Origin of the sequence: Flavobacterium sp. FlaQc-47 (genome assembly GCF_044006475.1) — a bacterium.
GTDB lineage: Bacteria > Bacteroidota > Bacteroidia > Flavobacteriales > Flavobacteriaceae > Flavobacterium.
The window spans coordinates 107,522-119,097 of record NZ_JBIPCQ010000008.1; the positions used below are offsets into that span (position 1 = coordinate 107,522).

Below are 11,576 nucleotides of genomic sequence, written 5' to 3' on the forward strand. Positions count from 1 at the left end.
CTTTAATCAATTTACGATGAAACAGAGTGCCATTTTACGATTCAACAGTGAATAAATAAACGAACAAACATAAAAATTGAAACTTACCATACTTGGCTGTTACGCCGCAACTCCCAGAACATTTACTAATCCAACTTCGCAGGTTTTAGAAATTAAAAACCGATTATTTTTGATCGATTGTGGCGAAGGAACTCAGGTTCAATTGCGTAAAAACAAGATTAAATTCTCAAAGATTAATCACATTTTTATTTCGCATTTGCACGGAGATCATTTTTTTGGATTAATAGGGACCATTTCTACTTTTGCACTTTTAGGACGTACAACTGATTTACATATTTACGGCCCAAAAGGAGTAAAGGAAATTATCAATTTACAGCTTAAATTATCAAATGCCTGGACAACGTATGAATTGTTTTTCCATGAATTAGAGTCGAAAGAAAGCGAAGTTATTTTTGAAGACAATCGCGTAATTGTCAGAACGATTCCGTTAAAACATCGTGTTTACACAAATGGATTTTTGTTTCAGGAAAAACCCGGCGAAAGAAAACTGAATGTTGAAGCAGTTCAGCAGTATGACATTCATACGGCATATTACCAAAAGATAAAAAACGGCGGAGATATTACACTTGATGACGGAACCGTAATCGAAAATGAGCAATTATCTTTTGATCCAATTCCTGCAATGAGTTATGCATTTTGCTCAGATACCGTATATCACGAAGCAGTAATTTCCATTATAAAAGATGCTGATGTTTTGTATCACGAAGCTACATTTTTAGAATCTGAAGCAGCATTGGCACAAAAAACATTGCATTCAACGGCAAAAGAAGCCGCAACAATTGCACTTAAAGCAAATGCCAAACAGCTGGTTTTAGGACATTATTCAACGCGATATGACGGAATTGAGCGTTTTAAAGAAGAAGCCGCAGAAATTTTCCCAAACGTACTTTTAGGCGATGACGGTAGAAGTTTTGAGTTTTGAAAAAAGTTAAAAGTTAGAGGTTAGAAGGTTAAAAGTTAGACGTGAAAACTGCTTTTAACGCATAATATGTAACATCTAACTTTTAACGTATAACCTTTAACAATTTAAAAAATGAACGATTTAAGCAATTATAGAAAATCTTACGAGAAAAGCGAATTATTAGAATCCAATATTCCCGAAGATCCCATTAATCTTTTTAACAGATGGTTTCATGAAGTTGAGGATTTTGGCGCAAGCGGAGAAGTGAATGCCATGACAGTTTCAACAATTGGACTGGATAGTTTCCCAAAATCAAGAGTTGTTTTATTAAAGAAGTTTTCTGAAGAAGGTTTTATTTTTTACACCAATTATGACTCTGAAAAAGGAAAAGCAATTGCAGCAAATCCGCATGTTTGTTTGTCATTTTTCTGGCAGGAAATGGAACGTCAGGTAATTATAAAAGGAATTGCACAAAGAACATCTGAAAATATATCCGACGGTTATTTTGATTCCCGTCCTGACGGAAGTAAATTAGGGGCGATAGTTTCTAACCAAAGTGAAGTGATTCCTTCCAGAACATTTTTAGAAGATAACCTAAAAAAACTAGAAGCTGAGTTTGAAGGAAAACCAATTCCTAGACCGGATAATTGGGGAGGTTTTTTAGTAACTCCTTTAGAAGTAGAATTTTGGCAGGGAAGACCGAACAGGCTTCATGACAGGATTCGTTATCAAAGCCAGTCTGATTTTTCATGGAAGATAGAAAGACTTTCTTCTTAATGTAAGATTTTTATTTTAAATAGTTCTTAAAACATGTATTTCATCGATTAATTTTGCAGTTTACCGATAAATTAAATATGTTTGATGAAGAAAAACAAGAACAATTTATTCAAATATACATTAAGGAATTTGCCCCAACATCTACTTTAATTTAACTGCTATTGATTTATGAAAAAGATGATGTGTGCCATGATGTTCGTTGTAATGCTTGTTACAATGAACTCATGCTCAGCAGATGACAATGCCGAGGAAACAGACAATGGTACAACACCAGGAACTCTGATTACGAACTACTCGTACAACGACTCAGAGATAGAAACCATGAAACTTATTAACGATTATCGCGTAAGTATTGGTTTAAACGCATTAGAAAGAACAAATCATATTTCGTTTAAATGTGAAGAGCATAATAAATACATGATCGCAAACAATGTTATGGATCATAGTAATTTTGCTTCCCGTTCACAAAATATTATGCTTGTTCTGGGAGCAAAAAGTGTAGGTGAAAATGTCGCTTATGATTACAAAACATCTGCTGCTGCGTTAAAAGCGTGGTTAGATAGTCCCGGACACAAAGCAAATATTGAAGGTGACTATACTCATTTTGGTTTATCAGTTACAACTGATGCAGCTGGAAAAAAATACTACACGAATATATTCGCAAAAATTTAGATATATTATTGGACTGGTTGGTTTTTAGAAGTCGTTGTGAATCATTGATTTACAACGACTTTTTGCATATAAAAAGTTTTCACTTTAAAAAGGATTTATAAAGGATCAATCCCAAAACGTGTTGAGAGAGAAAAAATTACTGCAAAGTACGAGAAGATATAAATATGATCGATCAGGGATATTTTTTCTTACTCCGATAGGAGTTAAATATTGGTAAATAAAAATGAACCAGAAAAAAATATCCCAGTAAGGATTAAAATTTTTCAGAAAAATTTATTTATTAAATTGCTAAGCTAGCAACATGATAGTCATTATTCGGTATTTTAAATTTCAAACTTAAATTCTTCCTGTTAAAATTTAGAATAAATGTTAACAGAATTAAAAAAGTAAGAAGGTTTCATATTTCTTTTGTAAATTAGAAGTTCTATAAAAAAATGTTATCTCTTAAGAGGTATCTAAACCTTTAGCTTATGAAAAATTTAATTTTAATACGCCATGCAAAATCAAGTTGGGAAGCACCTTTAAAAGATTTTGACAGGCCTTTAATGAAAAGAGGAATTTTAGATGCTCATGATGTATCAGCAATTATTTCAAAATTTCTTCCTAAGACCTATATAATTTGGAGCAGTACTGCAGCAAGAGCCTCAGAAACTGCCCTTATATTTGCTCAAAATATTTCATATCCTATAGAAAGTATTATTTTTAAAGACGATCTGTATACTTTTGATGACAAACAACTCGAAAAGGTTATTAAATCATGTGATAATAGTTTCGAAAGCGTTATTCTTTTCGGACATAACGAGGCTATTACAAATTTTGTTAATAAATTTGGGGATGTTTTTATCGAAAATGTTCCTACTTCCGGATTTGTGTCCCTACAATTTGATGCAGAAAGCTGGAATACCATTAATAAAGGTAAAACTCATAAAACAATTTTCCCCAAAGATTTAAAATAAATAAAGTGTACGAACAGAAATATATCGATAGAGAAAAAAGTTGGTTAGCGTTTAATGCCAGAGTTCTTCAGGAAGCAGCAGATAACACGGTTCCACTTTTAGACAGACTGCGTTTTGTTGGAATTTTTTCGAACAATTTAGATGAGTTTTTTAGAGTTCGTTATGCCGCAATCAGGCGATTAAGTCTATCAGGAATTTCCGGAGAAAAATATCTGGGAGGCGTTTCTGCACACCAATTAATCAAGGATATTACCGAAATCGTGATTCAGCAGCAATCTGAAAGTTTACGTATTTTAGGCAATATCGAAGCAGAACTGGAAGCTGAAAACATCTTCATGATCAATGAAAATGAAATTACAGCAGATCAGGAAATTTTTCTAAAGGATTTTTTTACCCAAAGATTAAGCCCGGAATTAGTGACGATTATCTTAAATGATCTTGCCGAATTTCCAATTCTGAAAGATACTTTAGGTTATCTTGCGGTTCGCTTAGAAATGAATACAAATGGGGAAATTCGTTACGCCGTAATCGAAATTCCAAAAACTATAAACAGGTTTGTTGTCCTGCCATCGCACGATGAAAAACATTATGTTATATTAATTGACGATGTAATACGATATAATCTAAAAAACATCTTTAATATTTTTGATTATAAAAGTGTTTCGGCGCACATGATCAAAATTACAAGAGATGCACAATTAGACATCGATAGTGATTTGAGTAAAAGTATGCTCGAAAAAATCGCAACATCCGTAAAAGACCGAAGAATAGGTGAGCCAGTTCGTTTTATATATGATAATTTAATTGAAGAAGATACATTACAATTCTTTTTGGATAAAATGAAAATCGTAGAAATGGACAGTATTATTCCGGGAGGAAGATATCATAATCGTCGTGATTATATGAATTTTCCTAATTTAGGAAGATATGATTTACTCTACAAACCAAACGAGCCATTGCCAATTCCCGGACTAAGTCTTGGAGGAAGTATTCTGGAAAAAATCAGTAAAAAAGATTATTTATTACACGCGCCCTATCAGTCATTTTCATATTTGACCAAATTTTTACGTGAAGCCGCTTTAGACCCAAAAGTAACCAGTATAAAAATTACTTTATATCGTTTGGCTAAGAATTCGCAAATCATTAGTTCACTGATTAATGCGGCGAAAAACGGAAAAAAAGTAACCGTACAAATCGAACTTCAGGCACGTTTTGACGAAGCAACAAATATCTCGTATGCAGAGCAAATGCAAACCGAAGGAATTAATTTAATCTTTGGAATAAAAGGCTTAAAAGTGCACAGTAAAATTTGTGTTATTGAAAGAGTTGAAGATGAAAAAACACGTCGTTACGGATTTATCTCAACAGGAAATTTCAACGAATCAACAGCAAAAATTTATACAGATGTTACCCTTTTTACCTGTCATCAGGGAATTTTGAAAGATATTTCGAAAATATTCGAATTTTTTGATATCAATTACAGAGTACACAGATATAAACATTTAATTGTATCGCCACATTATACCAGAACAAAATTCATAAAATTAATTGATCGTGAAATCCTGCACGCATTGGCAGGTAGAAAAACACACATCAAATTAAAAATGAATAGTTTATCAGATTTTAAAATGATCGATAAATTATACGAAGCCAGTAATGCCGGAGTAAAAATTCAGCTTCAGGTAAGAGGGATTTGTTCCCTGATTCCTGGAATTCCGGGAATGAGCGAAAATATCGAAGCCATAAGTATTGTTGATAATTACCTCGAACATACACGGGTTTATATTTTCGGGAATGCCGGTTTAACCGAAGTTTACATATCATCAGCAGATTTTATGACTAGAAATCTTGACGGAAGAGTCGAGGTTACCTGTCCAATTTATGATCTTGAAATAAAGAAAGAACTAATTGATAATTTTAGTATTGCATGGAAGGGGAATGTAAAAGTGAGATATCATTCCTATAAATTAGATAATAAATACAAGCCACGAAATCATCATGCCCCATTTAGAGCTCAACTCGAAACCTATAAATATTACCAAAATAAAGTTTTATTGTCAGAGCAGACTCCACAAAAAATAAATTAAAAATAAATTTCAAATCATAAAGTGAGCATGATTAATATAAAAAAACTTGCAGCAATAGATATCGGTTCAAATGCCATGAGGCTTCTGATATCCAATGTTGTAGAACAAGATGGCAAAGAACCGCAATTCAATAAAAGTTCGCTTGTTCGTGTACCAATTCGTTTGGGACAAGATGCCTTTACAGTAGGAGAAATTTCAGAAGAAAATATAGACCGAATGGTGGATGCCATGAAAGCATTCAATCTTTTGATGAAAGTACATAAAGTAGAACGTTATATGGCATTTGCTACTTCGGCAATGCGTGAAGCGTACAATGCAAAAGAAGTTGTCGCTATAATCAAGAAAAAAGCCGACATTAAAATAGAAATTATCGATGGTAAAAAAGAAGCTGCCATTATTGCTTCTACAGATTTACATCATCTTTTAAAAACAGACGAAACTTATCTTTTTGTAGATGTTGGCGGCGGAAGTACTGAGTTTACTTTGTTTTCTGACGGAAAATTGGTTAATTCAAGATCCTTCAAAGCAGGAACTGTTCGTTTATTAAACAACATGGTTCACGATGTGGTCTGGGATGAAATCGAAAAATGGATTAAAACCAACACCGCAGGTTATGAGGAAGTTACTTTGATTGGTTCTGGCGGAAACATCAATAAATTGTTTAAAATGTCTGGGAAACAACAGGAAAAACCACTTTCATACATTTATATTAATTCGCAATATGCATTTTTAAATTCATTGACTTATGAACAACGTATCGCAGAATTAGGTTTAAACTCGGATCGCGCCGATGTTATTATTCACGCCACAAGAATTTACCTGAATGCGATGAAATGGAGCGGAGCTCGCCAAATTTACGTCCCAAAAATTGGACTTTCTGACGGAATCGTAAAAGCAATGTATTACGGTAAAATTTAAAAGTTAGATAAAAGAGGCTAGAAGAAAGATTTAAGATGAAGGATGTAAGAAGGAAGATATAAGAAGAAAGATGTAAGAAGAAAGATGTAAGAAGAAAGATGTAAAAGGAAGTTTTTTTTTGCCACTAATTTCACAAATTTCCACAAATTATTTTTAAACATTAATCAAAAAAAATCGTGAAATTTGTGGTAAAATTTTTCATATTCCTTAGATAATAACTTATAAAATAAATGAACAAAACAAGACTCGAAGCCTTTAGTGATGGTGTATTAGCCATTATTATAACCATTATGATTTTAGAAATTAAAGTGCCGGAGGGACACGAATTCTCAGATTTAAAACCGCTGATTCCGAAGTTTCTAAGTTATATTTTGAGTTTTATTTATGTTGGAATTTACTGGAATAATCACCACTATTTATTTCACGGATTATCAAAAGTAAACGGCAAAGTATTGTGGAGCAATTTACACTTACTTTTCTGGTTGTCATTAATCCCCGTTTCAACCGGATGGATGGGAGAACACAATTTCGCTAAAGCTTCAATGGCATTGTATGGCGGAGTATTGTTTTTATCTTCAGTAGCGTATTTCATTTTACAGAAAATTGTCATTAACAACGAAGGAGAAAACTCCATACTAGCAAAGGCAATTGGCAAAGATGTAAAAGGAAAAGCATCCTCTATTTTATACGTAATAGGAATAATTTCTTCGTTTTACAACGAATGGATTGCCGGCGCTGCTTACTTTATAGTGGCTTTATTATGGCTAATTCCGGATAAAAGAATAGAACGCGCTTTTGAATCTAAAAATTAAATTCTTTTTAATAATTTAGTTTCTCTATTGTTAAAAGCTCAAACGGGGCTTTATATTTGTAGAAAGAAGATTTGATCCCAACCAAAGCTCCAGCGGGAGCGATATATTTATAGAAATGAAGATTTGATTCTAACAAAGCTCCAGCGGAGCGATATATTTGTAGAAAAAGATCCGATTCTAACCAAGCTCCAGCGGAGCGTTATATTTATAGAAATGAAGATCCGATCCCAACCAAAGCGATTAATAAATAATACATAATTTTTTTCCTTAATGAAATCAGTTTTTCAATCGATTCAGGATTTACCTCAAAATGAATTAGATCAGTTAGATGATTTAATTACTTTTAGAACACTCAAAAAAGGAGAACTTTTATTACAGGAAAATCAGGTTTGCGATGAAATTGTCTTTATTAAAAAAGGAATTTTACGCTCGTTTTTTTTCAATCATCAGGGAGATGAAAAAACAAATTGTTTTGCTTTCGAAAACGAACTTATGGCATCTTTTTCCAGTTTTATAACGCAAAATGTAGCTGAAGAAAATATTCAGGCATTGGCAGATACTGAGTTGCAAGTCCTAAGCCGTGAAAATTTAGAAAAGCTGTATCAATTAGGAATTCATTGGCAGGAAATAGGACGTAAACTAACCGAAATGGAATATGTAACGCTTCAAAAAAGAATGATTTCTTTCCAGAAATTGTCAGGCACGCAACGTTACGAAGAACTTTACAAACATCATAAAAAATACCTTCAGTTGATTCCGCTTCAATATTTAGCATCGTATTTAGGCGTGACGCCAAGGCATTTAAGCCGAATAAGAAAAGCGATTTTATAGGACATTTGTCCGGTTGCTAAGAGATTTTCCATCATTATTTTTGCCAAAAACAATATATAATGATGAGAAAAAATATTTTAGTAATTGGAGGAACAGGATTAGTAGGCAAAGTCATATTGCGTATTCTTGAAGCAAGAAATCCTGACTATAACTTATTTGTTGGAAGTCGCCAGTTAGGAAACTCTGATAAAGATTTAGTTATTGACGTGAATAGTCCAAAAACATTTAATACTATCATACATAATAAAATCGATTTGATTGTAATGTGTACAAAAGATAGTAATAATGAAATTTTACAGTTTGCTGTAAAAAACAAACTTGATTATATTGATATTACAAAGCCAACTCCTGATTTAACTGCTTCATATAATTTAGTTAAAAATGTCGAACAAATAAATAGCCGAATTGTTTTTAGTTCTGGCTGGATGGGAGGTATCGTAGGAAGTTTAATCAATTTTGCAGAGCCCGAAAAGCATAAAATTCAGGAAGTAAATATTTACATCTATTACTCTGCGAAAGATCTGGCAGGTAAAAGTTCCGCTAATTTTTTAGCCGAGAATGTATGTAAGCCATTTATTGTTTACAGAAATAGCCAACCAGTAAAAGCCAAGCACTTTTTGGATGCTGAAAATTTTAATTTTTCATTCGGAATTGGGAAACGTAAAGCTTACAACCTGGATATTCCGGATTTGTTTATTTTAAATCAGATAGAAAAAATACCAACCGTTTCGGTTAAGATGACCTATAACTCCAAGTTTATAACTAATTTGATGGGTTATTTTCAATCGCTAAAGATTTTTAATATCATGTTTTTAAGAGAAAGGCAATTGCTGTTTGGTTCAAGTGGAAATGGAGATCAGACTATTTTTGAGGTAGTTATAAAAACTCCCGATAAAGTAAGCAAGGTCAGTTTGCAAAGCAGTAAAGGACAAGCAGAATTAACAGCATTTTCTACAGTTTTACATATCGAAAAAATGTTGAGTCAAACTTTACTGAACGCAGTTTATTTTAGCCATCAAATGCATTCATCTGAAGAAGTTTATAATGCGTTAAATGATTACAGCACCATTAATATTAAATTAAGTTAACTTAACATGAAAAATATACTGATTATAAACGGGCATCCCAATCCTTCAAGTTTTAATTTCGCTATTGCTGAAACTTACTTAAAAGGTGCAATTGCTTCAGGGGCAAAAGTAGAAACCATAACAATTGCTTCTTTAAAATTTAATCCGAATCTACAATTTGGTTATCAAAAACGAACTGAATTAGAACCTGATTTATTAGAATCCTGGGAGAAAATTAAAAAAGCAGATCATTTAGTGTGGATTCATCCGGTTTGGTGGGGCGGACTTCCCGCAATTACAAAAGGATTTATCGATCGTTTGTTTTTACCGGGAATGGCATTTCAATATCGCCAAAATTCAGTTTGGTGGGATAAATTGCTAAAAGGTAAAACCGCTCATATCATTACAACATTAGATCAACCAAGTTGGTATTACAGATTTTTTTATGGAAGACCTAGCGTCAATCAATTAAAGAAATCAACTTTAGAATTCTGCGGAGTAAAACCTGTAAAAGTAACGTACATTGGAATCATTAAAGGGTCTGATAATGCTCAAAAAGAAAAATGGCTTGAAAAAGTGTATGATTTTGGAATGAGAAATAAATAAAAAAGTTCGCCACTAATTTAACGAATTTTCACTCCTTCTTCTTAAAAAATTCGTGCAAATTCGTGAAATTTGTGGCTAAAAAAATCTTAAGTATGTAAATCCAATCCAAAAGTAGAACGTAAAAGCTCAATATTTGGATTCAGTTCTAATAAGCGATTGTAACGGTCCTGATCATTTAAACTTCTTTTGCTTTCAACCGCTTCATTTACATTAACATGAATTGTGATGTCGTGATTGTGCAAATGACCTTTTAAATGTCCTAAAAGTCCATTAATCTGGCTTTCAAAATCCAGTTTAGAACCTTCATTTGGTAATTCAAGAGTAATCGTAGTCCCGTCTAAAGTAGGATCGTTGATAAGTAATAACGATTCCATAATTTTTAAACCTTTATCTCCTAAACGTTGTGCATATTTATTCCATTCTACTAACATTTCAGTCTCTGTAAATTCTTCCGTAGGCATTACCGACGTAGGTTTTACATAAGATTTATTGGTGGCTTCCAATTCTTTTTTCTTTCGAATACTCGATAATGAAAAAGCCGAAATTTTAGGTTCACCACTAACTTCAGTTTTTGGAGTGGCAGGAGCTTCAGCTTTAGGAGTTACAGGAGTTTCATCCTTTTTTGGAGCTTCAACAGCAATATTTACAGTTGTTTTTTCAGTCTCAGGTTGACTTTCGACTTTTGACTTTTGACTTTCAACTTCAACTATTGAATATCCGCTATTTCGATAATAAGTAGGGGGAATTATGAATTGCTCAACTTTTTTTTTTCTCCATCAAAAGTGATAGAGGCCAATTGCATTAAGCATAATTCAACTAAAAGACGCTGATTCTGACTCAATTTATATTTTAAATCACAATCATTAGCAGTATCAATTCCTTTTAATAAAAATTCCTGAGAGCATTTTTGAGCTTGTACGCCATACATTTGCTGTGCTTGTTCACCCACTTCAAGTAAAGAGATTGTAGCAGGAGTTTTACTTACCAGTAAATCTCTAAAATGCGACGCAAGACCGGCAATAAAATGATGTCCGTCAAAGCCTTTTGACAAAATATCATTGTAAGCCAATAAAAGATCCGGAATCTTATTTTCTAAAAGTAAATCAGTAATACTAATGTAAGTTTCGTAATCTAAAACGTTAAGGTTTTCGGTTACAGCCTGACGCGTTAAATTAGTTCCGCAGTACGAAACTACACGGTCAAAAATAGATAAAGCATCACGCATTGCACCATCAGCTTTTTGAGCAATAATGTGCAAAGCATCGTCTTCAAAATTGATTCCCTGACTTGTAGCAACTTCCGCTAAATGTTCTTTAGCATCTTTTACGGTGATTCTTTTGAAATCAAATATCTGACAACGAGATAAAATCGTTGGAATAATTTTGTGTTTCTCTGTTGTTGCTAAAATGAATATAGCATGTTTTGGCGGTTCTTCCAATGTTTTTAAAAAAGCATTAAAAGCTGCCGAAGACAACATATGGACCTCGTCAATAATATAGACTTTATATTGCCCGGTTTGTGGCGGAATTCGAACCTGATCAATCAGGCTACGGATATCATCAACAGAGTTGTTTGAAGCCGCATCTAACTCAAAAACGTTAAAAGCAAAATCTTCGTTAGGATCATCATATCCCGGCTGGTTTATTTTACGGGCCAGAATACGTGCGCAAGTCGTTTTTCCAACTCCACGCGGTCCTGTAAATAAAAGGGCAGAAGCAAGGTGATTGCTGTCAATAGCATTCAGCAAAGTGCTGGTAATGGCTTTCTGACCTACAACATCCTTAAAGGTTTGTGGGCGATACTTACGAGCCGATACTACAAATTGTTCCATATTCTTTTTATTCGACAGCAAATATAGGCTGAAATTTACCAAATCACAAATCAGAAAT

Annotated in this window: 13 protein-coding genes; 11 read left to right on the plus strand and 2 right to left on the minus strand. The window is 33.2% G+C overall.

What is annotated here, in order from left to right; translation table 11 throughout:
• Positions 1-76: 76 nt before the first annotated feature.
• The 10 genes from ACHRVX_RS21115 to ACHRVX_RS21160 all read left to right on the plus strand — a co-directional run bounded on the left by ACHRVX_RS21115 (position 77) and on the right by ACHRVX_RS21160 (position 9,687).
• Positions 77-982 carry a ribonuclease Z gene (locus ACHRVX_RS21115; protein ID WP_395335959.1) on the plus strand — a complete coding sequence of 302 codons (906 nt, stop codon included), beginning with the start codon at positions 77-79 and terminating at the stop codon, positions 980-982.
• Between the two features lie 111 nt (positions 983-1,093).
• Positions 1,094-1,738: a pyridoxamine 5'-phosphate oxidase gene (gene pdxH / locus ACHRVX_RS21120; protein ID WP_395335961.1), complete on the plus strand. Its 645-nt coding sequence runs from the start codon at positions 1,094-1,096 to the stop codon at positions 1,736-1,738.
• A gap of 168 nt (positions 1,739-1,906) precedes the next feature.
• On the plus strand, positions 1,907-2,410 hold the full coding sequence (locus tag ACHRVX_RS21125; protein WP_395335963.1) for a CAP domain-containing protein: 504 nt from the start codon (positions 1,907-1,909) through the stop codon (positions 2,408-2,410).
• 470 nt (positions 2,411-2,880) lie between these two features.
• Positions 2,881-3,366 carry a SixA phosphatase family protein gene (locus tag ACHRVX_RS21130; RefSeq protein ID WP_395335965.1) on the plus strand — a complete coding sequence of 162 codons (486 nt, stop codon included), beginning with the start codon at positions 2,881-2,883 and terminating at the stop codon, positions 3,364-3,366.
• Positions 3,367-3,371: 5 nt separating this feature from the next.
• Complete coding sequence (gene ppk1 / locus ACHRVX_RS21135) at positions 3,372-5,453, plus strand: polyphosphate kinase 1 (RefSeq protein ID WP_395335967.1); 2,082 nt, start codon at positions 3,372-3,374, stop codon at positions 5,451-5,453.
• Positions 5,454-5,480: 27 nt separating this feature from the next.
• Positions 5,481-6,371 (plus strand): Ppx/GppA phosphatase family protein, encoded by an 891-nt coding sequence (locus ACHRVX_RS21140; RefSeq protein ID WP_394775160.1) that lies wholly within the window; start codon positions 5,481-5,483, stop codon positions 6,369-6,371.
• Positions 6,372-6,601: 230 nt separating this feature from the next.
• Positions 6,602-7,183 carry a TMEM175 family protein gene (locus tag ACHRVX_RS21145; protein ID WP_395335969.1) on the plus strand — a complete coding sequence of 194 codons (582 nt, stop codon included), beginning with the start codon at positions 6,602-6,604 and terminating at the stop codon, positions 7,181-7,183.
• Positions 7,184-7,453: 270 nt separating this feature from the next.
• Positions 7,454-8,014: a Crp/Fnr family transcriptional regulator gene (locus ACHRVX_RS21150; protein ID WP_395335971.1), complete on the plus strand. Its 561-nt coding sequence runs from the start codon at positions 7,454-7,456 to the stop codon at positions 8,012-8,014.
• 59 nt (positions 8,015-8,073) lie between these two features.
• Positions 8,074-9,102, plus strand: a complete 1,029-nt coding sequence (locus ACHRVX_RS21155; protein WP_395335973.1) for a saccharopine dehydrogenase — start codon at positions 8,074-8,076, stop codon at positions 9,100-9,102.
• Positions 9,103-9,108: 6 nt separating this feature from the next.
• Entirely contained in the window at positions 9,109-9,687 is a 579-nt protein-coding gene (locus tag ACHRVX_RS21160) for an NAD(P)H-dependent oxidoreductase (protein WP_395335975.1), read from the plus strand.
• 86 nt (positions 9,688-9,773) lie between these two features.
• Here ACHRVX_RS21160 and ACHRVX_RS21165 read toward each other — a convergent pair whose 3' ends face one another.
• Positions 9,774-10,148, minus strand: coding sequence for a DNA polymerase III (locus ACHRVX_RS21165; protein ID WP_395335977.1), 375 nt, complete (start codon positions 10,146-10,148; stop codon positions 9,774-9,776).
• Between the two features lie 31 nt (positions 10,149-10,179).
• On the opposite strand from ACHRVX_RS21165, the gene ACHRVX_RS21170 reads away from it, so the two are divergent.
• Positions 10,180-10,359: a hypothetical protein gene (locus ACHRVX_RS21170; RefSeq protein ID WP_395335980.1), complete on the plus strand. Its 180-nt coding sequence runs from the start codon at positions 10,180-10,182 to the stop codon at positions 10,357-10,359.
• A 73-nt stretch (positions 10,360-10,432) separates the two neighbouring features.
• Here ACHRVX_RS21170 and dnaX read toward each other — a convergent pair whose 3' ends face one another.
• Entirely contained in the window at positions 10,433-11,518 is a 1,086-nt protein-coding gene (gene dnaX / locus ACHRVX_RS21175) for a DNA polymerase III subunit gamma/tau (protein WP_395335983.1), read from the minus strand.
• Between the last annotated feature and the right edge of the window lie 58 nt (positions 11,519-11,576).

What these genes read in the sequence shown, in the direction of transcription:
- pdxH (WP_395335961.1), top strand. Translation starts at nt 1,094, where the DNA reads ATGAACGATTTAAGCAATTATAGAAAATCTTACGAGAAAAGCGAATTA.
- ACHRVX_RS21125 (WP_395335963.1), top strand. Translation starts at nt 1,907, where the DNA reads ATGAAAAAGATGATGTGTGCCATGATGTTCGTTGTAATGCTTGTTACA.
- ACHRVX_RS21130 (WP_395335965.1), top strand. Translation starts at nt 2,881, where the DNA reads ATGAAAAATTTAATTTTAATACGCCATGCAAAATCAAGTTGGGAAGCA.
- ACHRVX_RS21140 (WP_394775160.1), top strand. Translation starts at nt 5,481, where the DNA reads ATGATTAATATAAAAAAACTTGCAGCAATAGATATCGGTTCAAATGCC.
- ACHRVX_RS21145 (WP_395335969.1), top strand. Translation starts at nt 6,602, where the DNA reads ATGAACAAAACAAGACTCGAAGCCTTTAGTGATGGTGTATTAGCCATT.
- ACHRVX_RS21150 (WP_395335971.1), top strand. Translation starts at nt 7,454, where the DNA reads ATGAAATCAGTTTTTCAATCGATTCAGGATTTACCTCAAAATGAATTA.
- ACHRVX_RS21155 (WP_395335973.1), top strand. Translation starts at nt 8,074, where the DNA reads ATGATGAGAAAAAATATTTTAGTAATTGGAGGAACAGGATTAGTAGGC.
- ACHRVX_RS21160 (WP_395335975.1), top strand. Translation starts at nt 9,109, where the DNA reads ATGAAAAATATACTGATTATAAACGGGCATCCCAATCCTTCAAGTTTT.
- ACHRVX_RS21165 (WP_395335977.1), bottom strand. Translation starts at nt 10,148, where the DNA reads ATGCCTACGGAAGAATTTACAGAGACTGAAATGTTAGTAGAATGGAAT.
- dnaX (WP_395335983.1), bottom strand. Translation starts at nt 11,518, where the DNA reads ATGGAACAATTTGTAGTATCGGCTCGTAAGTATCGCCCACAAACCTTT.